Below are 25,849 nucleotides of genomic sequence, written 5' to 3' on the forward strand. Positions count from 1 at the left end.
CAATTAAATGGAGCGTGCAAAATGAAAGGCAATCGTGAAGTCATCAATCAACTTAATCAGGTGCTTTATCACCATTTAACTGCAATTAATCAGTATTTTTTGCATTCACGTATGTTTAATGACTGGGGAATTGAAAATTTGGGTTCTGCTGAGTACAAAGAATCAATTCGTCAAATGAAACATGCAGATAAAATTATTGAACGTATTTTATTTTTAGAGGGCTTACCAAATCTACAACATTTAGGGAAATTGTATATTGGTCAGCATACTGTTGAAGTTCTAAACTGTGATGTGCGCAAAGTAAAAGAAAATATCGAAGCTGAAAAAGCCTTGATTGCACTTGCTGAAGAAAAACTCGACTACGTGACTCGTGATCTTGTTCGCGATATTTTAGAACATGAAGAAGAATATTGGGATTGGCTCACTACCCAACTTGATCTCACTGAAACTGTAGGCATCGAAAATTATATTCAAAGCCAAATTGGTGACAATGACTAAAAAATGCACGACATTTCCAAGTCAAAAAAAGTCCCTCAATCGAGGGACTTTTTTACGACCATATAAAGATACTACTTTGCAGCCGATTGTGCTGGTGCAAGCAACTCCTCAATTGTGATGGTCTGTCCATATAGATGCTGCAAAATCCACAATTGTTGTTGTGCTTCTTGAATCTTGCCATTATATGCCAAGAGTTTTGCATAACGTTTCAGATCATAAGAAGAAGCATTATTTTGCACCATCGGTTTAAGCTCAGCCAATTTCTCATCAGAAACATGACTCATCGGATCTAGCTCAACCCATTCGATACGATTTTTAAACTGGGTCAACAAAATAATTGGCTTATCTAAGCTCGAATCTTCTTGCTTGATTAGCTTATTTTGAACAGCGCCGACATCATAAAGTTGTTGGCGATACACATCAAAATCCCAGCAAACAATAGCAACGATAACAACGCCAGTGGCAACTCCACCACGCAATATCCACGGCTTCAATGTCAAAGCAGGTAAATACTTATACTGAGCTTGGATGATTCCCAATAAAAAGCCCATAGGCAATAAGAAATAAGCGTAATGGATCGGATACTCTAGCATGGCATGAATCAAGATCGCACAAACCATCAAACTGGCAATAATCGAGATATTATCTTTTACCCCGCGATTTAGCCAAAACAACCACAGCACAAAATATGCAATGATGAGCAATGCGATAATGACTCCATTCCATACGGTCAAATCTAAAATGAGATTATGCGCACTCTTGATCCATTCATGATTTGGAAATTGCTGATACACAGTCATTTGCGCCAAACTGGTTTGATTCCAGCCATAACCAAACCATGGCTGTTCAGCAATGGCATACAACATCTGATGCCACATATCTAAACGTAGATAGCCTGAAGTTGCACGCTCTACCGCACTACTGGTCTGCACCATATCTTGTTTAGACAATAGCTCCACATAGCTGGTCAGCATTGGTAAAATCGCAATACAGACAGCAAATACACCCACCCAAAGCAACATTTTAGGGAGAGTTAAGCGTTTATTCTGTCTAAACTGTTTAATCGCCCAGTAAATCAAGCTAAATAAACACACGACCCAAGCTGTTCTTGATTGGGTCAACGCAATGCTAAAAATGATCAACAATGAAGATGGAATCAAGATCCATAACGAAGCTTTTCGAGTTTCATACAGATATAAGCCAGCAAATAAACCAATGCTTAAAAATGTAGCGAGATTATTCGGTTGACCAAAATTGGCATATGGACGATTGCCAACGAACCGCATCACTAAATTTGCAATAGGTGCATAATCAAGCCATTGTATGATGGCCATAATGCCTGAAATAACGGCTGTCACCAACATTGCCAAAGAAAAAACACTAAAGGTTTTTTCTCTATTGAGTTCACTATTTGCTAAGTTATAGGCTGCAATGATCATCAAAAAGAACATCAATAGATACGATGAACACAGCAAGGCATTACCAAAATCAATCACTAAGCCACAAGCCCACTGAATCATTGGAATCAGAACAATTAGAAATCCAAAATATTGTGCTTTAGGGATCTTAAATGGCGCTCTAAAAAAAGCAGCTAAAAGTGCCAATCCAGAAGCAAAAGTCAGTACGTCCCCATAGAAAATAGCCCATGGTTTGTAGTGAATCGGCAATAGATAAGCAAGGCAAAGTAAAAGCAGTGAGATTAGAAGCATGAATGCTTTCATAATACGTTGTGTTGTCCCAATTTCATGGGATGAATTATAAGCTGAATCTTGTAGAGTTTGTATTTTTAAAAATGATAAAAGGTTAGGCTAACCTCACCCCTTATCATCAATTATTATTAAAAAAGATTAACGGCAAGAAGCTGGTAAATATTTAGCCTCAATACCATCTGTACCTGTAGCGCTTGAGCATTTCCAGGCTTTAACTGATTTTTCAGTTCCACTTACAAAATCATCAGCCACCATAGGGACTTCCATTTTGTCATCACTATATGGTGTTAATTCTAGTTTAACTTTCGCCCCTAACTGATTAATATTTTGTGTAGTAACAGTAATAACTCCTGATGTTGAAGTATTGATTACTTTGACATATTTAGATAATGCATTAGCACTTGCTTCTCCACACCCAAACCCATCTTTAACAGGAGCTTTATTCAATCCAGTTTGCGAAGCTTCTGTGATTACAGTTCTACAAGTTGACGCTGCAAGAATCCCCTCTGAAACTTTTGCACGTGCTGTATAATCCTGATAAGCAGGCAAAGCAAGCGCTGCTAAAATTCCAATAATCGCAACCACGATTAATAACTCAATCAAAGTAAAACCCTTTTGAGTTTGCATAAATTTCCCCTACAAAATGTAAAAATGATTAAAAAACGCATTTCTCTATTGCAGGAAGCATGCCACCTATAATTATTATTATTTTTCAAAAAGTTATAGTTTACTTATTATTTTTTATAGCGCCTAAAAAGTAAAAAAGTGACAAATTTCGTCACTTTTTTACCTATTTTATAAATTCGATTAGTTAAGAATAATCGGACTATTTTCCAGTTCATTTTCGAGATCACGCTGCTGACCATCATAATAATCAGATAAAATCTCACCAATCTCAGCAACACCGTCGATCAAAGCTTTTCTATAGTTTTTATTCGCAAGCTCGGAACTGATATGGAGACAGATTTGATCCCATTGTTGTTGAGCTGTGGCTTGATCAATGCCTCGATCTATCACGATTTCAACATTTTTTTCACATAAGTTGAGATAGAGTAATATTCCACTATTAAACTCCGTATCCCACACACCAAGCTCAGCAAAAAGTTGCTGTGCGCGTAGACGCGTATTGTGATAATAAGCTGTAGAACACGGAATATGACCTTCGATCACCACTTGAATTTCGCCAACATGACCAAATTCAGCTTGTTTCACTGCTTCAGCAATCGCCATCTGATCAGCTTTGGAAAAATAACGCTTTGAAGCAGGCATATAGAAAAAATGCTTAAACCATCGTCCTAAACTCGGTTGTACTGTTTCATTGAGTTTTGGCTCAGTAATAATTTCCGTTGTATCTGTAGTACTTACCATGATCCTGATGCGCCTCCTCCGCCAAAGCTTCCGCCACCACCACTATAGCCTCCGCCGCCACCGAAGCCACCTCCTCGACCACCGCCACCACGTCCTCCTCCAGAGAGAAACATTTGAAATATCAATTGAGCAATCGATGTGATCAAGAGGAAAAATACGCCTACACCCATGATCAGACTCATCACAATTCCTGAGCCATAAATCAATCCTGCGGCACAGGCTGCTACACCTGCGGTTGCTGCACTGATTCGATTTCCCACAATAAACGATGCAAAAATTCCCACGATTAAAATAATCGCAACAGTAGTCAGTGTATTTTCTTTAGCTTGCTGTTCATGTAGGGCTTGTTCTTGTCTCTCTTTTAGCTCCTGTGCTGCTTTTTGGGCAACTTCAGGATCTTGGTTGAGGATATTACTGATTTCTGTAATACCTGCTTGAATGCCTTGAGTATATTGATTTTGTTTAAAATATGGTGTGATCTGATTTCGTATAATTCGACTCAACACCACATCTGGCAATACACCTTCTAAACCATAGCCACTCAAAATTTGAATTTTATGGTCATTTACAGCAATCGCCATCAACAAACCATTGTCTTGTGCTTTTGAGCCGAGTTTCCAAGCTTGTGCAACTCGCATTGCATAATCAAAAATATCTTCTTGACCTGTTGTCGGCACGATGATTACACCAATCTGCGCTTTTCCTTGATCATGCAATGCTTTAATTTGTTGAGATAAAGCTTGTTTATCTTGTGGATTTAACAAATTTGCCTGATCAATAATCGGTTCGTTCAGTGTAGGTAATTGGCGTTCAGTCTGCCCTTCCTGCATATCATTTGCGACTGCATCTGATGCAGGACTTGCACTTTGTTGCGCAGGTGTAGATTGCTTGCTTTGCGCATTATTTTGTTGCTGATTTTTGATGATTTTATTCATCACAATCGCATCTTCTGTTTCTTGTTCCTGATCGACTGCTGTCGCGGTTTGGCTATAACTCAGGCTTGAGCAAAAGCCGAGCACAACCAAAGACATGATCGAAAATATCCTGATCATGTCGGAAACAAAAGATGGTTTTTTTTCTGGCATATCCACACCTATCGCTTTGTTTTGAACAAATTAGAAACTTACGGTTGGTGCTTTATTTGATCCAGCGTCTGCACTAAAGTTTGGTTTAGTTTTCATGCCAATCACTTTAGCAGTCATAGCTTGAGGGAACTGACGTACATAAGTGTTGTAGTCTTGAACCGTTGTAATATAACGATTACGCGCAACTGCGATACGGTTTTCTGTACCTTCTAATTGTGCTTGCAAGTCTTTAAATTGTTCATTGGCTTTTAGATCTGGATAATTTTCTGTCACTGCCAAGAGACGAGATAAAGCACCTGTCATTTGTGATTGAGCTTGTTGATATTTTTTAAACAATTCTGGATCATTCAAAACTTCTTTATCTACTTTTAAGCCTGCAACATTGGCACGAGCTTCTGTGACTTCGGTCAATACTTTTTCTTCATGCGTTGCATAACCTTTCACCACATTGACTAGGTTCGGCACCAAATCAGCACGACGTTGGTATTGGTTTTCCACCTCAGACCATGATGCTGTCACAGCCTCATCTTTTTGTTGTAGCGTATTATAACCACAACCTGTAAATGTTAATGTGCTAGCCAAAGTCAGCGCAACTAAACCTTTCTTGATCATATTCATTTATTTAGACCTCAAGTATTTCTTTGTATTTGTTCAGATAAAAACATTCTATACAGAATTTTTAGACCTTTTGTTTAATTTCTGATATTAAATGCGAAAATAAATTTGAAATCCCTCTCGCAATTTGGATTGTAAATGATTTAAATTTATACCATTTTGAATATTGAAGATAATCTTTGCGCTCGTGGATAAGCTTCGGATTTTGGTAGTTTAAATCTCCTGCCATATCATATAAAAAGATCGGCGTATCCTGTTCATTGCTATATTGAACCACTTCAATATTTGCCATATTGAACACAATTTGAGCTGATATTGGATCCTTGTTCACAAATTTAAGTCGTTGATCCATTTGGATTTTACTGTGTTCTAATACTTGATCAAGATCATATTTTTTCTGATTAAAGCTAATTTTTTCAATATGTGCAATAGGTGCCGCTTTTTTTCCAAAATCTAAACCTAAAACATCATGATTTTTCAACCAATCTGGCTGTTTCTGTATGGCTAGTTCTGCATCTAAAATTTTGATATGGATCCATTCACTGCCATGATGAATATTTGGATCACGTTTTAAACCTTGTAAAATCCAATATTTTGCTTTTTCGATTTGCCCATCCAACTCATAAGCCGTTCCTAAATTTGCCGCAGTTTTTGCCAAATTGGGGTGCTGTTTTTCCAGTTGCGTTAACAGTTGAATGGCTTTTTTATATTGTCCATCATAGATCAAAATGACTGCATAATCATTTTGTTGCGCTACAGTTTTATATGGTTTTTTTAGATTTTCAGCCAATTTTGCCTTGATCTCCTCTTTGCTTAGACCTCGCCCTAATTCAAAAGCATAAGTATTGATACAGGCAAAAACTGACGGGCTACTTAAAGAAAGAATGGAAAATAAAATCAAAGCTTTATGTGATAATTTTGTCATTGTATTGATTGTAATAAAATATAATATGCAATTTAAGCACATTTTTTAATCAATAGATACGGCTGATATTTTTAAAAAAATAATATGTTCTAGGGAGTTAATTTAAATTGATTCATATCTTATGTTATTTTTGGATCTAAATATTGAGAGTCTATTCAGGATTTTGAATCGATATCGTCAAATGCTTCAATTTAATATCTTGTCTTTGGCTTTTAATGTTTTAACGAAATCGGGATGACACGATTCATCTGTGAATAAGTTGCAGTGGATAAGTCAAAAGTTATCCACAATTTCACCTTAAAATATTAAAGTCTTGGGTAAAAACATAAAACTATATAAGAGCCATACATAAAAGCTATTCATAAAATCATGCATAAAAAAAGCTGTCCTAAGACAGCTTTTTTATAGAGATTTACTCTTCGTCTTGTTTTTGCTCAGGCAAATCTTTGACTGCCTCAGCAATCAGACCAAACATATAGTTACCATAGGCATTGGTTTTGTCATAGTGGAAACGCAAACGAGGCGTTACACGTGTTTTGATACGACGACCCAATTCTTGACGCAAGAAACCCGCTGCCTTGTTGAGGACATCTAGAGTTTCTTTGTGCGCTTCTTCATTTTGGTCGTTATCTAACTCACGTCCCATTACTGTGACATAAACATCGGCATAACCTAGGTCTGGGCTGACTTTCACGCCAGAGATGGTCACAAGACCACCTAGGCGCGGATCTTTAAGCTCCTGACGAATAAGCTCTGACAACTCACGTTGTACGCTATCCCCCATACGCTTAAGACGCTGACTACCCGCCATTAAAGACTCCGTTTAACTTCTTGAACATCATAAACTTCGATCTTATCGAGTTCTTTGATGTCGTTATAACCTTTAACCGCAAGACCACATTCCATACCAGCACGAACTTCTTCAACTACTTCTTTATAGCGACGAAGTGATTCAAGCTCACCTTGGAATACAACCACGTCATCACGAAGGACACGGATTGGTTTATTACGGTGAATTACACCTTCCATTACCATACAGCCGGCTGCTGCGCCAAACTTACTAGAACGGAAGACTTCACGTACTTGAGCCACACCAAGAATTGTTTCACGATGTTCTGGCGCAAGTTTACCGCTCATTGCATTTTTAACATCATCGATCAATTCATAGATGATGCTGTAGTAACGAATGTCGATACCGTCTTGGTCAGATTTTTGACGCGCTGTAGCATCCGCACGAACGTTAAAGCCTAACAATACACCATCAGAAGATTCTGCAAGTGTTACGTCAGATTCTGTGATCGCACCAACACCTGAACCAATGATACGTACTTTTACTTCATCAGTAGAAAGATCGTTCAATGCAACAGTTAATGCTTCCAAAGTACCACGTACGTCTGTTTTGAGGACAATATTGACTGCTGGGATATCTTTTTTACCCATAGAAGCCATAATGTTTTCAAGACGCATCGCACTTTGACGTTCAAGACGTTTTTGGCGTTCGCGATCAGCACGTGCATCAGCAACTTCACGGGCTTTTTTCTCGTCATTTACAACAAGAACTTCATCACCCGCCATTGGCGCATCTGGAAGACCTAAAATTTCAACTGGAATTGAAGGACCTGCAGACTTGATACGCTTACCATTTTCATCAGACATCGCACGTACGCGGCCATGTGATGAACCAGCAAGTACAAGATCACCGATATGTAATGTACCGTTTTGTACCAAGATAGAAGTAACTGCACCACGACCTTTGTCGATACGTGATTCGATTACAACACCTTGTGCCGCACCTTCTGTAGATGCTTTAAGCTCTAACATTTCAGCTTGGATAGAGATCAAATCAAGTAATTCATCAATCCCAGCACCAGAATGTGCTGAAACCATTGCTACAGGTACATCACCGCCCCATTGTTCAGGAACGATTTGTTTTGCAGTCAATTCATTCAATACGCGATCTGGATCAGCAGATTCTTTATCCATTTTGTTGATTGCAACAATAATTGGAGTACCCGCTGCACGTGCGTGATCGATTGCTTCTGCTGTTTGTGGCATTACACCATCATCAGCAGCAACAACAAGCACTACGATATCAGTCGCTTTTGCACCACGTGAACGCATTGCAGTAAATGCTGCGTGTCCTGGTGTGTCTAGGAATGTAATAATGCCTTTGTCAGTTTTCACATGGTAAGCACCGATATGCTGTGTGATACCACCAGCCTCGCCTGCTGCCACTTTTGAACGACGAATGCGGTCAAGAAGTGATGTTTTACCATGGTCAACGTGACCCATGATAGTTACAACTGGTGGACGAGTTGTTTGCTCACCACGTGCTTCTTCAGCTGCTTCAAGCAAGTTATCTTCTGCTTGAGTTTCTGAAACAAGTACTGGATTGTGACCCATTTCTTCAACAACAAGTGCTGCTGTGTCTTGGTCAATCGCTTGGTTTTGAGTAACAAGTTCACCCATTTTCATTAAGGTTTTGATTACTTCACGAACCTTAACTGCCATTTTTTGTGCCAAATCAGCAACAACAATGGTTTCACCAATTTCAACATCATAAATTTGTTTTTTAACTGGTTTTTCAAAGCCATGCTTGTTTGCTTGGCTAGTTTTCAAACCGCGTTTGTGTGGGTTATGGCTGAAAGATTGCTCTTCTTGACCACGACGACCGCCTTTCTTCTGACCACGAGTATCTTTAGTACCGCCGCCACGTTTGATTTCACGGTCTTCTTTCGCAAATGAATCTTCGTAAGCCTGACCAACCAAACCAGCTGCAAGCGGAGAATCATCTACAACACGAATCGTTGTAGTCGTCTCATCGCTTGAGTATTTAGATGCCATTTTACGCATTTGCTCAAGCGTACGTTGTTGCGCTTCTTCAGCTGCTTTACGACGCGCTGCTTCTTCTGTAGCTTTAAGCTGTGCAGTTTGAGCTTCACGTGCTTTTTTCTGCTCAGCTGTTTCAGCAGGTTTAGCAACTTTGACAATTGGTTTGTTGGTTGATTTACGTTTTACAACCACTTCAGCTTTAGGAGATGCCGAAGCAACTTCTTTTTTATGTTGAGCCGCACGCATTGCGTCTAAAGTTGCTTTCGCTTTGCTTTCAGACTCATCACGATGTTTACGCTCAGCATCTTCACGTGATTTTTCATGAGCACGTTCTTTTGCTTGAGCTTCTGCTTTAGCTAATGCTTCAGCTTTGATTTGTTCAGGATCTGGTTTTGCAAAAGTATGCTTTTTGCGAACCTCGACATTAATCGTCTTTGGCTTTCCTGATGTACTTGCCACTTTGGCTGTACTCGTTGTTTTACGTTTCAACGTGATTTTTCCTGCATGACCTAAGTCTTGACCATGTGATTTTTTCAAATGGTTGACAAGGGTATCTTGCTGTTGAGTCGTGATTTTGTCATCAGCTTTGTTTTGCGGCAAACCTGCTTCTTTCACTTGTTCTAGAAGCTTTTCAACTGAAAGTCCTACGTTGACTGCTAACTCTTGAATTGACTTATCCGTCATGTATTACCTCCTAGTTAAACCATGATTCACGCGCTTTCATAATGAGCTGACCTGCTTTTTCAGCACCTAAACCTTCGATATCAGAAATATCGTCAGTCGCTTGGTCTGCTAAATCGTCAACAGTGACCACACCACGAGCGGCTAATAAATAAGCGATCTCTTTCGTCATTCCTTCCATTTCTAGAAGTTCAGCACTTGGATCTTGAATATTTTCTTGCTGTTTAAGCGCATCCGCCAAAGCAGCTTCTTTTGCACGACTTTGCAACAATTCTACTAAGTCTGAATCCAATTCGATTTCGTCGAAAGTTTCAGCAGGAACATAAGCAATCTCTTCAAGAGAAGTAAAGCCCATTTCCACGAGTGCCATTGCTAAGTCTTCTTCAATATCTAGACGCGAAACAAACATATCTAGGTATTGTTGTGCTTCGTTTTGTTGACGAGCACGGTATTCATCTTCAAGCATCATGTCGAGTTTATAACCCGTCAATTCTGATGCTAAACGTACGTTTTGACCTTGAGAACCAATCGCACGTGCAAGTTGATCACTTGTTGCAAAGATAATGTCAGCAGTATGTGCATCTTCATCGATCACGATACCTGATACATCAGCAGGCTCTAAAGCACTTGCGATATATTGTGCTGGATCATCAGACCATACAACAACATCAATACGCTCACCATTTAACTCAGATTGAACTGCTTGGATACGTGTACCACGCATACCAATACAAGCACCGACTGGATCAATACGATGATCGTTTGTTTTCACAGCAATTTTAGCACGAACACCCGGTTGACGTGCAGCTGCTTTAATCTCAATGATTTCTTCAGAAATTTCTGGAATTTCTTTTTTCATCAATGCGATCAACATTTCAGGTTTCGCACGTGACAATAACAATTGTGCACCACGACCTTCTTTGTTGACATTGTATAAAATAGCATTCATACGTTGTTTAGGACGTAGAATTTCTTTAGGAATCATTTCTTCACGAGCAAGATATGCTTCAGCATTATCACCTAAGTCGATAATAAAGCCATCTTTAGTTTGTTTTTTCACTTCACCGTAGATGAGTTCACCGACTTTAGATTCGTATGCTTCAGCAACCAATGCACGTTCTGCTTCACGAATTTTTTGTACGATCACTTGTTTTGCGATTTGTGCAGCAATACGACCAAACTCGATCGAAGGTACTTCTAATTCGCGAATATCGCCGATAGACCATTTTGCAGGATCTACATCTGAAATGGCGTCTTGGCAAGCAGGCATTTCGTGATCTTCATCTGCAACAACTTCCCATTGACGGAAAGTGCTGTATTCACCAGTTTTGCGATCGATCTCTACACGAAGCTGTGCTTCTTCAGAATTTGTGCCTTCGTAGAATTTTTTCTTCGTTGCAGCTACAAGTGCTTGCTCAAGCGCTTCGAAGATCGCTTCACGACTAACACCTTTTTCATTACTAACCGTTTCTGCGACGGTAAGAATTTCACGGCCCATAAGTCACCTACTTTTTCAAATTCTTATTAATTAAAATTTAGTCCTGAAAGATCAAGTTTGCTTTATCAATATTGTTACTATCAATATCAAGCACTTGTTGCTTTTCAACTTCAACTTGAATCATTTCATTTTCAAGATCAACTGAAACAAGTTTAGCTTGGAACTTACGACGGTTATCGACTGCTGCAATCAAACGAAGGGCAACTTGTTGACCAATATACGCTTGCATTTGTTTGAGTTCAAAAAACGGACGATCCCAACCTGGTGAAGATACTTCTAAAGCATATTCGCCTGAAATTGGATCATGGACATCTAGAATAGCACCAACTTGTTGAGTCACGCGCACACAATCTTGTACACCAATACCACGACCCAACTCTACTTCACCGTCTTCATTCATGATCGGCTCAGCATTTGCTTCAACATCTTTGTCGATATAGATACGCAATAAAGAGCGCTTACCTTGAGGTAAAAATTCTAATCCCCAAAGTTCTACATCACATGCTTGCACTGCAGGAACGATTAAATCATGGAGTGCTTGTGTTTTACTTGATAGCTTCATTTACTCTCGTCATTTTCGTGCGATTAAACCAGACTAAGGCTGATTTTGACCCATACACGCTATAGTAGTAGTGAAACATGACACTTTAACTTTTCGCCGTATACGGCTCATATCGACACTACACGATAGCCAATAAAAAAGGGCGTAAATCGCCCCTATATTACACAGAAAACCGTAGCCCACTGTGCAAAAAGACCCACCTATTTGTGAGCCTTTTTAAGAAACTTGGTAGCGGGAGCTGGATTTGAACCAACGACCTTCGGGTTATGAGCCCGACGAGCTACCAGACTGCTCCATCCCGCATCAACGTTGCAAAATTATATCCGAAGTAGCAAAAAAATTCAATTAAACTTTTCAACTTTCTTCGTTTTGATTCGTATTGCAAATCGAATCAAAATTGGTAGCGGGAGCTGGATTTGAACCAACGACCTTCGGGTTATGAGCCCGACGAGCTACCAGACTGCTCCATCCCGCACCGATATCACATTTAAAAGGCAATTTAATAATATGAGGTTTAATAAATTGATTTGATTAAGTTGTGTCTTAATCAAATGGTAGCGGGAGCTGGATTTGAACCAACGACCTTCGGGTTATGAGCCCGACGAGCTACCAGACTGCTCCATCCCGCATCAAAGCTGCTTGCATCCAACAATCTGGTTCATTGTTGGTGCGGAAGGGGGGACTTGAACCCCCACGCCCGAAAGCACTACCACCTCAAGGTAGCGTGTCTACCAATTCCACCACCACCGCAGCAGTGTCGCATTCTAGTAGCTTCATTGCTAAATTGAAAGCTTTAATTTCAATTATTGCGCAGATTTCGGTGCGGTTGGCGAAGAATCAGTCGAATTAGGCTGAACTGGCGCATTATTTTGTTGCGCTGGTGCACTATTGATCGGCTGTAAAGGTGCTCCGTTGTTTGGTTGTAACGGCGCGCCATTATTTGTAGGAGCTGGTGCAGTTTGTGTTTGCGGTACTTGCAAGCTATAAGCATCAGTTGTTGCTTTTTTTGCAAAGATCGCCAAAGTTAAACTGGTAATAAAAAATAATGCAGTCAATATTGCAGTCACACGAGTTAAAAAGCTCGCTGATCCTGACGCACCAAATACAGTCGCAGCACCGCCACCACCAAATGATGCACCTGCATCAGCACCTTTCCCGTGTTGTACCAGAATAAGTCCAATCATTAAGACGGCTAAGATGATATGTACGACCAGCACAAAAGTTTGCATGCTGAACTCCTATTATTTTGTATTTGCAAATGCTTCGGCGATCTTATAGAACGACTCAGCATTTAAAGATGCACCACCAACCAGTGCACCATTGATATCTGGACAGTTTGCTAAATCTGCAGCATTTTCAGGTTTTACACTACCGCCATATAAAATAGCAATACTTGCACCCAAAGCTGTAATTTGGCTTAAACCTTCGCGAATTTTTGCATGCATCATTTGTGCATCTTCAGGCGACGCTGTTTTACCTGTGCCAATTGCCCAAATTGGTTCATAAGCAATGACTATATTGCGCCAGTCATCTGCTTTTACAACCGCAGTAATATCACAAATTTGTTGCAATACCACTTGTTCAGCTTGTCCAGCTTCACGTTGTTCTAGGCTTTCACCTACACAATAAATCACGGTTAAACCAGCATTCAAAGCATTTTGTACTTTTGCTTTAAGCACTTCAGTTGTATCACCCAAGATCTCACGACGCTCAGAATGACCAACCAAGACATATTCTATTGAACTATCTTTTAATAATTCTGCACTGACTTCGCCAGTATAAGCCCCTGTTCCTGCAAAACGTGAAAGATCTTGAGCTACAGTCAAAATCGAACGATTTGCATCAGCCAATTGCTGTTGAACATGTTGCAAAGCAATAGAAATAGGTGCGACACCAATCTGGCATTGCTCTTCTAAAATTGGATTTTGTTGCAAAAGTTGTTTGAATTCTTCAATCAGTTGTTGGGCATTAGATTGCACAGGGTTCATTTTCCAGTTGCCGACAACCCAAGGTTTAATAGTCGAACCCGACATAGTCTAAATAACCTATTTTCAAAAATGCGGTCATTCTACACGGAAAATGCACAGCTTTATAATAAAATTATTGTCTTTCATATTCACTTTTGTCATTTTGTCGATAGGCAATCTAAAATAATCATAAAAATTTTCTATCAAAATCTCGAATAAATCACTGTTTCATTTCATAAATGCTGAACAGCAAAGATTTGCCAAGTGGCTTTTTATGCATATAACCGTATAATTTCATCAATAAATAATCATAATTTTTTTAGTTAATTTTTTAATATTTGATTTGGGGAAATCTGTGCAAACAGCAGTGATTAAACTATCGGGTTTTTCTCACCGATTGGTTGAGCAGGGTCATCTCTCACAACAAGAAATGCAAAACGCATTTCTACAGTCCAAAGCGTCTAATCAAGATGTGGTTTCTTATCTGGTTGAACATTATCGTATTAAATCTTTAATCATTGCTGAAGCGATTGCACAAGACTTTGGCATGCCCCTACTCGATTTGGATGCTTTTGATCCTCAACATTTTCCAAAAGACATCATTGATCAACAATTATTTGTAAAAAATCAGGTGATCCCGTTATTGCAACGAGGCAATGTCCTCTTTGTTGCTATCAGCAATCCAACCAATCTGGATGCAATTGATGCAATACGCTTTAACAGCAAGCTTAATGTGCATCCCATTATCGTCGAACAACATAAATTGCTTCGGGTATTGGAGCAATATTTTAGTCCCAACCATGCTTTAGATTTTATTGAAGAAGACTTTGATATTGACATCGTTCAAGCCCAAGATGATCGTGAAATCGAGGAAGAAGAAACTTCGGCTGAAGAAGCCCCGATCGTCAAATATGTCAATAAATTATTGATTGATGCTATCCGCATGGGCGCTTCAGATTTACATTTTGAGCCTTATGAAAAAGTCTATCGGGTACGTTATCGTATCGATGGGATCTTGAGGCAAATCGTCAGTCCCCCTTTGCAACTGGCTAAACGACTGGCTGCACGTCTAAAAGTCATGGCACAGATGGATATTTCTGAAAAACGTGTGCCTCAAGATGGGCGAATCAAGCTAAAACTTTCCAAAACAAAATCGATTGATTTTCGGGTGAACTCTCTTCCGACGATTTATGGTGAAAAAATTGCGCTGCGGATTTTGGATTCTTCTAGTGCAAATATCAATATTGATGCACTGGGTTTTGAAGATGAGCAGAAAACAGCTTTTCTCAATGCACTAAATAGACCGCAAGGTATGTTGCTCATTACAGGTCCTACAGGCTCAGGCAAAACGGTTTCACTCTATACTGGGTTAAATATTTTAAATACAGAAAGCTATAATATTTCAACAGTTGAAGACCCTGTCGAAATCAATCTTGATGGAATCAACCAAGTCAATGTCAATCAAAAAGTCGGTCTGACCTTTGCCAATGCACTCAAATCATTTTTACGTCAGGACCCTGACATTATCATGGTTGGCGAAATTCGAGATCTCGAAACTGCTGAAATCGCGATTAAAGCAGCGCAAACAGGTCATATGGTGATGTCTACACTACATACCAACAGCGCCTCAGAAACACTGACTCGTTTGCGTAATATGGGCATTCCTTCTTTCAATATTGCAACTTCAATCAATATGGTCATTGCCCAACGCTTGGTGCGACGCTTATGTGTGGAATGTAAAACGGCAATTGAAATCCCTGCACATAGCTTGTTGGAAATGGGCTTTTTGCCACAAGACCTCACACCACAATTTAAAATCTATAAACCTGTGGGTTGCCGTGAATGTCGTGAGGGCTACAAAGGACGAATCGGGATTTATGAAATCATTTCAATCACGCCCGAAATTTCCAAAATGATCATGCAAGATGCCAATGCGATACAGCTTGCTGAAGTGGCAAAAAAATTAGGTTTTGACAATTTACGACGTTCGGGTTTGAAAAAAGTTTTACAAGGGGAAACATCGCTACAAGAAATCAATCGCGTCACCAATAACGATTAAAGATTTAACGTTTTTTTTAGATTCAGAGTTTTTAGATTTAAAGTTTTAAGCATTTGTGTTTTGGGGTTGAGTTATGGCGAAGAAAAAAATAGAAAGCACCCTATCATTTAGTTATGAAGGTGTGGACCGTAAAGGCGTAAAAATTAAAGGTGATATTCCCGCAAAAAATATTGCCTTAGCCAAAGTTTCTTTACGCAAACAAGGCATTGTAGTCAGTCATATTAAAGAAAAACGCAAAGATATTTTAGGGCAGCTTTTTAAACGCGGGATAAGCTCACTCGATATCACGATTTTTACTCGGCAGCTCGCGACTATGATGCGTGCTGGCGTACCTTTAGTCCAAGGGCTTGATATCGTCTCTGAGGGATTAGACAATCAAAGCATGCGTAATGTTGTAGCTGGGATCAAAAGTGAAGTCGAAAATGGCAATACTTTTGCTGGTGGTTTACGCAAATTCCCTCAATATTTCGACCAGTTATTTTGTTCTTTGGTTGAATCAGGTGAGCAATCTGGCTCTTTAGATACCATGTTAGAACGTGTTGCAACTTATAAAGAAAAAAGTGAGCAACTTAAAATGAAAATTAAAAAAGCATTGAAATATCCTATTTTTGTCATCATTGTGGCAATTGCCGTAACCATACTACTGATGATTAAAGTTGTGCCTGTATTTCAGGATATTTTTACTTCTTTTGGGCAAGAATTACCCTTGTTTACTCAAATGGTGGTTTCCATGTCTGTTTGGATGCAAAACTACTGGATTGCAGTGGTTTTGATGATGATCATGATGGTGATTGCTTTTGTTCAATCTAAGAAACGGAGTAAAAAATTTCGTGATTATTTAGATAAATTGTCACTAAAGCTACCGATCTTCGGTGATCTAATTTATAAAGCAATTATTGCCCGATTTAGTCGAACGCTATCGACGACTTTTGCTGCAGGTGTACCCTTGATCGATGCGTTGCAATCTACAGCCGGTGCAACCAATAATGTGATTTTTGAAAATGCTGTATTAAAAATCAAAGAAAATGTTTCAACAGGGCAACAACTCAATTTTGCCATGCGATTGACCAACCGCTTTCCAACAATGGCGATTCAGATGGTTGCGATCGGTGAAGAGTCTGGTGCATTGGATGCTATGTTAGAAAAGGTTGCCAATTATTATGAAGATGAGGTCGACCATGCTGTAGATGGTTTAACTTCGCTACTAGAACCGTTGATCATGGTCATTTTAGGGATATTGGTCGGAGGTTTAGTCATTGCGATGTATTTACCGATCTTTAAAATGGGTTCTATTTTCTAAAAAACATAACACTGAGAAATGGCTGCAATTTAAACATGTATGAACTGATCGAATATCTCACCAATACGCCAATCGCCTTATATTTATGTATAGGCATCTTGAGTTTATGTATTGGGAGTTTTTTAAATGTCGTGATTTACCGGCTTCCATTGATCCTAGAACAAGAATGGACTGAAGAATGTCATGCGTACTTACATCCTGAACAAACGCCACCAGAACAAAAAAAGCTCAGTTTAAGTTTTCCTCCATCAAACTGTCCAAGTTGTCACAGTCCTATACGTTGGTATCAAAATATCCCGCTCATCAGTTGGTTATGTCTAAAAGGGAAATGTGCGAACTGTCAAAATAAGATTAGCTTGCGCTACCCTCTCATCGAGCTACTCACTGTAGTCTGTTCTCTCGCCGTGGTTTATGTTTTTGGTGCAAGCTTGCAAATGGTCTTTGCACTAATTTTCACTTGGATCTTGATCGCGCTCACCTTTATTGATTTTGACACACAACTTCTCCCTGATCGCTTGACCTTCCCCTTGGCTGGCTTAGGTCTTGTCGTCAATGCTTATGCGATTTTTGTAACACCTCGCTCAGCCATTTTAGGTTATGTGATCGGATTTTTATGCTTATGGATCGTGTATTACCTATTTAAAGTGCTGACCAAAAAAGAAGGCATGGGCTATGGTGATTTCAAACTACTTGCGGCTTTGGGAGCATGGACAGGTCCCTTGATGTTGCCATTAATTGTGTTAGTTTCTTCACTGTTTGGCGCAATTATTGGTATTATTTTGCTTAAACGTACAAAACAGAATCAACCCTTTGCATTTGGTCCTTATCTTGCGATTGCAGGTTGGATCAGCCTACTCTGGGGAGATCAGATCATGAAAATGTATTTGGGCTATTAAGCCCCTGCACAAGGAAGAATGATGACATTTATTCTCGGTTTAACAGGTGGTATCGGTAGTGGTAAATCCGCAGCCAGTCAATGGTTTGAAAATCAAGGAATACAAGTTGTTGATGCCGATATTGTTGCCCGAGAAATCGTGCAAAAAGGTCAACCCGCTTTAGATCAAATTCAACAAAGTTTTGGCGACTGGGTTTTGTTGGACAATGGTGAACTGAATCGTGCCGCGCTTAGAGAGCATATTTTCAAAGATCCAACTGCAAGACAAAGCCTTGAAGCGATTACCCACCCTGCGATTCGAAGCTCGATCATTCAACAACTCAATGCAGCACAAAGCCCCTATTCAATCTTGGTTTCACCGCTTTTATTTGAAACCAATCAGCACCAATTGACTCATCACAACTTATTGATTGATGCATCAGAAGATTTGCAAATCATGCGTGCTGCCGAACGAGATGGACAGTCTGTTGAGCAAATCCAAAAAATTATCGCTGCACAAATGCCTCGATCTGAAAAGCACAAGTTTGCGGATGATATCGTGCTCAATGATGGGCAATTAGTCCACTTATATGACAAATTAGAACCCCTGCATCAGCATTATTTGCAAAAAGCGCAGCAATATCAAAAATCAGCTCAGCCTTAAAATAAAAATGTCGCTCAAGTAAATTGAGCGACATTTTCATGATCAAGCTTGGATCAATGCTCAGATTAAGACTTAGACATTTTCTCTTTTTGTTGATCTAAATGTGTTTGCAATGGATCTTTGTGCCCTAACCAACGCCAAGGTTGTAATGCTCCAATTCCCATACCGATCAAGCCACAAATGATCGCAGGGCTAAGAGGCTCACCTAGCATAGGAACAGCGATAATCGCTGCAATAAACGGCGCAAGTGTCACGATACTGCCTGTTTTAAATGCGCCCAATCGCTTAATGGCTTCAACATAAGCCAATGTCGCAACCATCACCACAAATATGCCATGAAATATCGTTTGAATCGTTAAATGAACAACCGAAGCATCACTTAAATGTTTTGGAATGAACAAGATATAAATCGGCACATAGATGATCGCTGACCAGATTGCAACACCCGCCATCGAATGCCATGCGGAAAGTTTCCAGTTTTTCAACAAAACTGTAAAAATTCCCCACCAAATCGCACTTAAGAAAAACAGCAAGTCACCAAAACCAAAAGCAACACCTGTGGCTTGGTACATCAAATAACTCATCAGGGCGATGGCAGATAGCATAATGATCAAACTGATCCATGTATGCTTATCAAAAGGCTGTTTGAATAATACAAAAGCAGCGACGGCGGTACAGAGTGGAATACAGCCATTTAAGAAAATTGCTGCATGTGCGGCTGGCACATAATGAAATGCACTGTAGGAGGTTAGGCAGTAGATAACACCACCTATCATTGCCAAGATAAAAGGCTCTTTTTTCCACAAAAAAGCAGTATCTTTTTTATAGATCAAAATCGGCATCAAAATACAAAATGCAAGTGCGAAACGTAGCGCTGTGATGTCGTAAGGGCTGATATGCCACAGCGCATTTAAACGAGAGGTTATTGTAAACCCCCCCCAAATACACATGGTAATGAGGATATACAAATAACCTTGGGATCGGGGGGACATAAGCGAACTTCTTTGAACTCGATCTTGTTAAAACTTAAGAATGCAACCTTAAAGCTTAATCCGCTTGACGTTGTCGGCACGCTTCATATAAAGCCATACCTGTCGCAACACTGACATTTAAACTTTGCAGGTTGCCTGACATCGGGATAAAAACTTTTTGATCACACTGAGACTGGGTGATTGGACGTAAACCTGTATCTTCAGCACCCATGACGATTGCAATTGAACCAGTCAAATCACATTGTTGCAAAGGCAAAGCATTTTCATCCAGCATGGTTCCAATCACACGCACATTGTGGCTTTCTTTGATATTGCCTAATGTACGAGCCAAATTGGTGACTTGGATAAACTTCACTTTTTCCGCACCGCCTGCTGCAACTTTACGTGCAGTCGGTGTCAAACTAGCTGAGCGGTCACGTGGTACGATCACGGCTTGCACACCCATTGCAGCTGCTGTACGAATACATGCGCCAAGATTGTGTGGGTCTGTGACATGATCCAATGCCAAGAGAAATGCATTCGGATTTTGATCCAAAAGCGTTTCCAAATCTTTTTCATTTAAACTTGGATGAGGGCGTACTGCTGCCACTACACCTTGGTGAAATGGCAAACCTGCCAACTTTTCCAAAGTATCACGACTGGCTTTTTGAATACTGATCCCAAACGGTTCAGCCAACTCAAAAATACGTTGTAAACGTTGGTCTTCACGCCCTTTTAAAGCAAATAGGGTCAAAACACGTTCTGGTTCAAGCTCAAGCAATGACTCTACAGAATGAACGCCATAATAATATTCTGGTTTAGCCATGAACAACCTCAACTTAAAGACTTAAACGTGGAAATGAAACTTTGAAATGAAAACAGCAACAAACAAAAAATCCTGCAAAGCCGACTTTACAGGATTGATCTGAGCTGAGATATTTTAACCGATTTTACAGAAAATATCTTGGCTATTCTTCTGACTGTTTAGGAGGCTAACTTAACCTTCTAAATGGCACACATAATCAAGCACATCATCTGTTTCGATTTTAAACTTGCTATTGCCAGGTACATAGAAAGATTGTCCCGCACGGAACAACTCACTTTCAGCGCTATCAGCAATGAAAACACGACATTCACCTGAAATAATTTCCATACGTTCAGGAACATGTGTTTCAAAAGTTAAAGCTTCTTCACTAGGCAAAATGACACCTAAAGTTTTTTTGGTACCGTCTTCAAATTGAACCGTATGGCTAATACATAATCCGCCAAAATAGACATTTGATTTTTTTATCACTGATACATGATCAAACTGTGATGACATGCGTATTCTCCAGATAATGCGCACTAAATATAATTTTGATTGGTGTAGCTTCCGCTTACATTTCCAAAGACTTGCCAACACAAGCACTCTGAAATGCCAACAAACTCTAGTTTAATTGTGCTTGTTCAACTAATCAATCAGAGTTTATATATGGATAAATGGTGACTGTCCAATCTTTAGATTCAATTTTTCGTGCATAACGTCTAGGAATATCCACTTCTATTATTCTTGAAGCTAGAACATCTGCATCGTAACTACACACAACTTTTGCATGTTCATCCAACAATTCCCATTTCACTTTAGTCGCAGTCGGATGTTTGACTTGCACACCGATCGCAGATGAACCTTCATTCATTCCGATGTGAAATTGGGATAAATTTTCAAAATCAGTTTGCTTGCTATGGCTTGGGAATGGTTGCCCCGCTTTTTCAAAGCCTTGACTGTCATGTGCCATCACACTTTGTGCAATCGTTGGATAAACACAATAACGAAGATAATGCTGATCCATAACTCGATTGTTCAGAAAGCGCCCCGTCTGAATATACTGACGGATATGTTGTTCTATCCCTTTAAATACACCCTGTGCACCGCCCCACATCCCTGCCAAAATCAATTCGGTATGAGAATAAAAATCACGCATGGTATGGAACCATTTACCACTTTTTAGCCATTCATCCACAGCGGCTTTTTCACGATAGGATACCAAGGAGTCTGCATCTCGAATCAAAAAGTGCTTCACCTCAGGATCATCCATCACAAAGAATCTCCAAAATAAGCCTGAAATCTCTTTTTGCTTCTCTGTGACGAGTACTACTTGTGCACCCTTTTCCTCAAGGCGTTGGCGAATATGCTCTGGTACAGATTGGTCGACGTAAAAACGGCAGGTCCATTCCGGATAGATTTCTTTGCACAAATCCACATTGATCAAAGACGTTTCGCAGTAGCGAGGCAATCCACCAAATAAAGAATAAGCAATAATATTGCGATTAGGATCGGTTGGATCAAACGCAGGAGCTGCATTTGAAATGGTGGCAACCACAGGCTCGTTTTGAACTTGCTGAATTTTGGTTTCAATGGCTAATGCACCATATTTTCGAGTTTCTTCTGCATTTTCCAAAAAATGACATACTTCTGCCATACCATCATAAATATTGGTATCGACATTGGCACCACTTTGCTTAATCGCCTTGAGATAATGTTGATAGGCTGCATCATATTTATGCAAACGAAGCTCTGTGAAAGCGAGATCCATGAGTACAGCCTGATTATTCGGTACAATTTGAAATGCCTCCGAAATCACAGCATAAGCGGTTGCATAATCCCCGACTGAAATTTTGGCACGAAAAGTTTTTGAAAGCTGCTCTAGTTTTTTATTTAACGCGGCAATATTTTGAGTTTTTTGTTGCCTTTTTATCGGTGGTTTTGGCAAAGGTAATTTCATTTTCATGATAAAATTGGTATAGAATGAGTAAATTAACCCTATCATAAAATAAATCGCTACTTGTGACAAAAACAAAACTTGACTATGTTTAGGTTTATCTTGTTTAGATTTAACTTGTCCTATACATTTAACTGCTCGCAGCTTTGGATGCGTTTATGCTGACTCATTTAACTCTCATCAATTTTGCTTTAGCTGATCATCTTGCTCTGGATATTGAACAAGGATTTAATGTACTTACTGGTGAAACAGGTGCAGGAAAATCTTTATTACTCGATGCACTTTCGGCATGTTTGGGTGAACGTACAGATACCAATTATGTTCGTTTTGGTACAGAAAAAGCTGATGTAACAGCGATCTTTAGCTATCAAGAAAATAGCCCCGAAGCAAAATGGCTACAAGCGCATGAACTAGATGACGAGTCAGGTGAAATCCATTTACGTCGAGTGATCTTTGCTACAGGACGCAGTAAGGCATGGATCAATGGTCGTCCAAGCAGTTTGTCCGAGTTAAAAGAGATCGGACGCTTATTGGTACAACTCTACAGTCAGCATAGCCAACAACAACTCCTCGAACCACCTTATCCAAAACATTGGCTGGACCACTACAGCAATTTTTACCAACCTGCCCAAGATGTACGAGATGCTTATAGCACTTGGCAAAAAAATATACGCCAACATCAAGCAGCCTTAGATGCGCAAGCCACACGCCTACAACGTATCGAAACACTCGAATTGCAACTCGAAGAATTAGAAGAAGTGGTGCAAATCGATTATAAAGAAATCGAACAAGAATTTGATCGCTTAAGCCATCACGAACATATCATGCAGGATTGTGCTTATAGTGTTGATGTATTAGATGAATCTGAACAAAATATTTCCCAAGAGATTTCATCTATTATTCGTCGTCTTGAGTCACATGCTGGACGCAGTGATCAACTTTCTGAAATCTACAACTCTATGCTCAATGCGCAAAGTGAAATTGAGGATGCCACAGCAAATCTAAGACAGTTTATAGATCGTCAAAGCTTTGATCCTGAACGTATGGAAGCACTCAATTCTCAACTCGAAGTCTTCCATCGTTTGGCACGAAAATATCGTACTCAACCCGAACAACTCAAAGTTGAACACGAAAATTGGCAACAAGAACTAGAAAAACTACATCAGCTTGAAGATCCAGAAACATTGGCAGAACAAGTTGAAGTTTCACATCTAGTATTTTTAGAAAAAGCACAGCATCTAGATCAAATTCGACGTGATGCAGCGACGCCTTTGGCAAAACAATTGACCGAACAAGTCAAACAACTTGCACTGCCAGAAGCCTACTTTGAGTTTAAGTTTGAACCTTTGGAACAACCATCAAGTGAGGGTTTAAGCTCAATTCAGCTATTGTTTACAGCCAATAAAGGGATACCAGCACAACCTTTAGCACGTGTTGCCTCAGGGGGTGAACTTTCGCGAATCGCCTTAGTCATGCAAGTGATGAATGCTGAAAAAACTGAAGCTGAAGTCTTAGTATTTGACGAAATTGATGTCGGGATCAGCGGTGGTACTGCTGAAATCGTTGGTCGCCTACTTGCTGGCTTAGCCGAGCATGTACAAATTTTATGTATCACTCATCAAGCCCAAGTCGCTGCCCAATCCGATCAGCATTTATTAGTTAAAAAACTGCAAACAGATCCTGCAAGCTCGACCATTATAGAGCTAGAAGAAACTGACCGTATCCAAGAGCTTGCCCGAATGACAGGCGGTGTAGAAATTAACGAAACAACACTGCAACATGCAAAACAATTGCGTCAATTAAAGTTCCAAGTGCATTAGGGTCTGTTGACATTTCACAACTGAATTGCGTTGTTGGCTAAAATTGAGCAGGCAAGGCACGAAATGCAGAGAATGACGAGACCATTTTCAAATTTCGTAACGATGCCTGAGATAATTTTAGCTACAACCCTGAGCAAGAACAAAGCACTGCTTTGTTCGCAGCGCAAGGCGAAGCGAAAGGACGAGAGTATTTAAATGCTGACCTTATTTTGAGAATAAGAAACTATTTTATAGATACCACTTGTGGGTATATTTAAATCAAACAATTACTCTATAGCCGACAATATTAAAAACCCTCAAAACCGAATTTTAAAAAATGCCTGCTTATTTAAAATAAACATACATATAACAAAACCTTATAATTATTTTGTAGATATATTTTGTATCCATTGAAAAAGTAAGTTATGGTGAAATAAATATATGGAATTTTATTCTAAATCATGCACTTTATAGATAAATAAAGTGATTTTAAAAAAGCAAAAGCGAATAGGAGAATCATTTAGGTGACCAAACAATATTTGACACATCGTTGCCTTATTGCGCCGCCTGAAATGAATGATGATATTTTTGCCAATACGGTGATCTATCTTGCAAGACATGATGAGGATGGCGCTCAAGGTATTATTATCAATCGTCCTGCGGGTTTACAAATTAAAGAACTTTTAAATGATCTAGAAATTGATGCAGACAATGTGCATCCACATGAAGTGTTATTGGGTGGCCCTTTACGTCCAGAAGCGGGTTTTGTGTTGCATACAGGGCAACCGACTTGGCATTCATCGATTGCTGTAGGTGAAAATGTCTGTATCACCACAAGCAAAGATATTTTAGATGCCATTGCCCATAATGAAGGTGTTGGACGCTATCAAATCGCTCTCGGCTATGCGAGCTGGGGCAAAAATCAACTCGAAGATGAAATTTCACGTGGTGATTGGCTGATTTGTGATGCGGACATGGACCTTATTTTCAATCTACCTTATTTAGACCGCTGGGATGCGGCCTACAAAAAAATCGGTGTTGACCGCAACTGGTTATCTTCAGAAATTGGACATGCCTAGACGGGCTTTGTAAAATACTAGGCAGAATTTTACAGTAAATATTTTAATGACTTCACAACTCATCATGGCATTTGATTTTGGCACTCAAAAAATGGGAATGGCTGTTGGACAATCCCTCATTGAGAGTGCCAATCCACTGGCTTTATTTCCAATGAAAGATGGCATTCCAAATTGGGATGAATTGCATAAAATTATCAAACAGCACCAGCCCACTCTATTTTTGGTTGGTTTGCCTCTCAATATGGATGAAACTGAATCTGAACTTTCTGCACGGGCACGAAAGTTTGCTAGACGTTTGCGCCATCAAACCAATATCGAAACGTGGATGGTCGATGAGCGTTTAACAACGCGTGCTGCACGAGATGAGCTTGATGGCTACCATCAGCAAGGTCGTGCTAAAAATATCGCAGCAGATAGTATGGCAGCCTGTTTATTTATCGAAAGTTGGTATCGCAATCCTGAAGGTTTAAAACCTTAGGTCAGTTTTGATTTTAAAATGAATATTTATTTTGACCTAAGACTCCGTCACGTCAGGCAACAATTTGATCTTCTATTTCAACTCAATTTAGCATACTGCGTAACACTAGAACCTAAAATAAAAAAG

General features: G+C 39.6%; 24 protein-coding genes and 4 tRNA genes. 8 read left to right on the plus strand and 20 right to left on the minus strand.

The genetic code is table 11. The features are described 5' to 3' along the window. The first annotated feature begins 21 nt into the window (after positions 1-21). Positions 22-498: a heteropolymeric bacterioferritin subunit Bfr gene (bfr, locus tag F960_RS16645; protein ID WP_004867790.1), complete on the plus strand. Its 477-nt coding sequence runs from the start codon at positions 22-24 to the stop codon at positions 496-498. A 71-nt stretch (positions 499-569) separates the two neighbouring features. Here bfr and F960_RS16650 read toward each other — a convergent pair whose 3' ends face one another. From F960_RS16650 to tpiA, 16 genes are all read right to left on the minus strand, one after another. Beyond that, positions 570-2,207: a PglL family O-oligosaccharyltransferase gene (locus tag F960_RS16650; RefSeq protein ID WP_228134711.1), complete on the minus strand. Its 1,638-nt coding sequence runs from the start codon at positions 2,205-2,207 to the stop codon at positions 570-572. Between the two features lie 138 nt (positions 2,208-2,345). After that, positions 2,346-2,834 (minus strand): pilin, encoded by a 489-nt coding sequence (locus F960_RS16655; protein ID WP_004867794.1) that lies wholly within the window; start codon positions 2,832-2,834, stop codon positions 2,346-2,348. Positions 2,835-3,014: 180 nt separating this feature from the next. Further along, positions 3,015-3,575 (minus strand): TPM domain-containing protein, encoded by a 561-nt coding sequence (locus F960_RS16660; RefSeq protein ID WP_004867795.1) that lies wholly within the window; start codon positions 3,573-3,575, stop codon positions 3,015-3,017. Beyond that, positions 3,569-4,660 carry a TPM domain-containing protein gene (locus F960_RS16665; RefSeq protein WP_020846499.1) on the minus strand — a complete coding sequence of 364 codons (1,092 nt, stop codon included), beginning with the start codon at positions 4,658-4,660 and terminating at the stop codon, positions 3,569-3,571. The genes F960_RS16660 and F960_RS16665 overlap by 7 nt, the downstream gene beginning before the upstream one ends. 30 nt (positions 4,661-4,690) lie before the next feature. Then, positions 4,691-5,278 (minus strand): LemA family protein, encoded by a 588-nt coding sequence (locus F960_RS16670; RefSeq protein WP_004867803.1) that lies wholly within the window; start codon positions 5,276-5,278, stop codon positions 4,691-4,693. Positions 5,279-5,339: 61 nt separating this feature from the next. Beyond that, positions 5,340-6,200, minus strand: a complete 861-nt coding sequence (locus F960_RS16675) for a tetratricopeptide repeat protein (protein ID WP_004867805.1) — start codon at positions 6,198-6,200, stop codon at positions 5,340-5,342. A gap of 412 nt (positions 6,201-6,612) precedes the next feature. Next, a complete protein-coding gene (locus F960_RS16680; RefSeq protein WP_004867808.1) occupies positions 6,613-7,011 on the minus strand; it encodes a ribosome-binding factor A in 399 nt (132 codons plus the stop codon). Beyond that, on the minus strand, positions 7,011-9,716 hold the full coding sequence (infB, locus tag F960_RS16685; protein ID WP_004867811.1) for a translation initiation factor IF-2: 2,706 nt from the start codon (positions 9,714-9,716) through the stop codon (positions 7,011-7,013). The genes F960_RS16680 and infB overlap by 1 nt, the downstream gene beginning before the upstream one ends. Before the next feature lie 10 nt (positions 9,717-9,726). Further along, the gene (gene nusA / locus F960_RS16690; protein WP_004867814.1) at positions 9,727-11,211 is read right to left on the minus strand and encodes a transcription termination factor NusA; all 1,485 of its coding nucleotides are present in this window, start codon (positions 11,209-11,211) and stop codon (positions 9,727-9,729) included. Positions 11,212-11,248: 37 nt separating this feature from the next. Continuing rightward, the gene (gene rimP, locus F960_RS16695) at positions 11,249-11,773 is read right to left on the minus strand and encodes a ribosome maturation factor RimP (RefSeq protein ID WP_004867819.1); all 525 of its coding nucleotides are present in this window, start codon (positions 11,771-11,773) and stop codon (positions 11,249-11,251) included. A 226-nt stretch (positions 11,774-11,999) separates the two neighbouring features. Then, a tRNA-Met gene (locus F960_RS16700) sits at positions 12,000-12,076 on the minus strand. A gap of 95 nt (positions 12,077-12,171) precedes the next feature. After that, positions 12,172-12,248: transfer RNA gene (locus F960_RS16705), tRNA-Met, on the minus strand. Between the two features lie 77 nt (positions 12,249-12,325). Next, positions 12,326-12,402 (minus strand) — tRNA-Met (locus tag F960_RS16710). A gap of 36 nt (positions 12,403-12,438) precedes the next feature. Further along, positions 12,439-12,523 (minus strand) — tRNA-Leu (locus F960_RS16715). Between the two features lie 53 nt (positions 12,524-12,576). Further along, on the minus strand, positions 12,577-13,002 hold the full coding sequence (gene secG, locus F960_RS16720; protein WP_004867821.1) for a preprotein translocase subunit SecG: 426 nt from the start codon (positions 13,000-13,002) through the stop codon (positions 12,577-12,579). Positions 13,003-13,014: 12 nt separating this feature from the next. Beyond that, positions 13,015-13,806, minus strand: a complete 792-nt coding sequence (gene tpiA / locus F960_RS16725; RefSeq protein ID WP_004867825.1) for a triose-phosphate isomerase — start codon at positions 13,804-13,806, stop codon at positions 13,015-13,017. Between the two features lie 289 nt (positions 13,807-14,095). On the opposite strand from tpiA, the gene pilB reads away from it, so the two are divergent. From pilB to coaE, 4 genes are all read left to right on the plus strand, one after another. After that, positions 14,096-15,799, plus strand: coding sequence for a type IV-A pilus assembly ATPase PilB (gene pilB / locus F960_RS16730; RefSeq protein WP_004867828.1), 1,704 nt, complete (start codon positions 14,096-14,098; stop codon positions 15,797-15,799). Positions 15,800-15,872: 73 nt separating this feature from the next. Then, complete coding sequence (locus F960_RS16735; RefSeq protein ID WP_004867833.1) at positions 15,873-17,099, plus strand: type II secretion system F family protein; 1,227 nt, start codon at positions 15,873-15,875, stop codon at positions 17,097-17,099. A 35-nt stretch (positions 17,100-17,134) separates the two neighbouring features. Further along, the gene (locus F960_RS16740) at positions 17,135-17,995 is read left to right on the plus strand and encodes a prepilin peptidase (protein ID WP_004867834.1); all 861 of its coding nucleotides are present in this window, start codon (positions 17,135-17,137) and stop codon (positions 17,993-17,995) included. 21 nt (positions 17,996-18,016) lie between these two features. Further along, on the plus strand, positions 18,017-18,637 hold the full coding sequence (gene coaE, locus F960_RS16745) for a dephospho-CoA kinase (RefSeq protein ID WP_004867837.1): 621 nt from the start codon (positions 18,017-18,019) through the stop codon (positions 18,635-18,637). Between the two features lie 65 nt (positions 18,638-18,702). Here the strand turns inward: coaE and F960_RS16750 are convergent, their stop codons facing one another. The 4 genes from F960_RS16750 to F960_RS16765 form a co-directional block, all read right to left on the minus strand. Next, positions 18,703-19,629 (minus strand): DMT family transporter, encoded by a 927-nt coding sequence (locus F960_RS16750; RefSeq protein ID WP_004867840.1) that lies wholly within the window; start codon positions 19,627-19,629, stop codon positions 18,703-18,705. A 55-nt stretch (positions 19,630-19,684) separates the two neighbouring features. After that, a complete protein-coding gene (gene rlmB / locus F960_RS16755; protein ID WP_004867843.1) occupies positions 19,685-20,434 on the minus strand; it encodes a 23S rRNA (guanosine(2251)-2'-O)-methyltransferase RlmB in 750 nt (249 codons plus the stop codon). Between the two features lie 171 nt (positions 20,435-20,605). Beyond that, the gene (gene ppnP / locus F960_RS16760; protein WP_004867845.1) at positions 20,606-20,929 is read right to left on the minus strand and encodes a pyrimidine/purine nucleoside phosphorylase; all 324 of its coding nucleotides are present in this window, start codon (positions 20,927-20,929) and stop codon (positions 20,606-20,608) included. Between the two features lie 133 nt (positions 20,930-21,062). Next, the gene (locus F960_RS16765) at positions 21,063-22,376 is read right to left on the minus strand and encodes a tetratricopeptide repeat protein (RefSeq protein WP_004867847.1); all 1,314 of its coding nucleotides are present in this window, start codon (positions 22,374-22,376) and stop codon (positions 21,063-21,065) included. Between the two features lie 149 nt (positions 22,377-22,525). Between F960_RS16765 and recN the strand changes: the two genes are divergently transcribed. From recN to ruvX, 3 genes are all read left to right on the plus strand, one after another. Then, entirely contained in the window at positions 22,526-24,187 is a 1,662-nt protein-coding gene (gene recN, locus F960_RS16770; RefSeq protein ID WP_004867849.1) for a DNA repair protein RecN, read from the plus strand. A 503-nt stretch (positions 24,188-24,690) separates the two neighbouring features. Continuing rightward, a complete protein-coding gene (locus F960_RS16775; RefSeq protein WP_004867851.1) occupies positions 24,691-25,245 on the plus strand; it encodes a YqgE/AlgH family protein in 555 nt (184 codons plus the stop codon). Positions 25,246-25,291: 46 nt separating this feature from the next. Beyond that, a complete protein-coding gene (gene ruvX / locus F960_RS16780; protein WP_004867853.1) occupies positions 25,292-25,723 on the plus strand; it encodes a Holliday junction resolvase RuvX in 432 nt (143 codons plus the stop codon). Positions 25,724-25,849 lie beyond the last annotated feature (126 nt).

Source organism: Acinetobacter gerneri DSM 14967 = CIP 107464 = MTCC 9824 (genome assembly GCF_000368565.1).
Lineage (GTDB): Bacteria > Pseudomonadota > Gammaproteobacteria > Pseudomonadales > Moraxellaceae > Acinetobacter > Acinetobacter gerneri.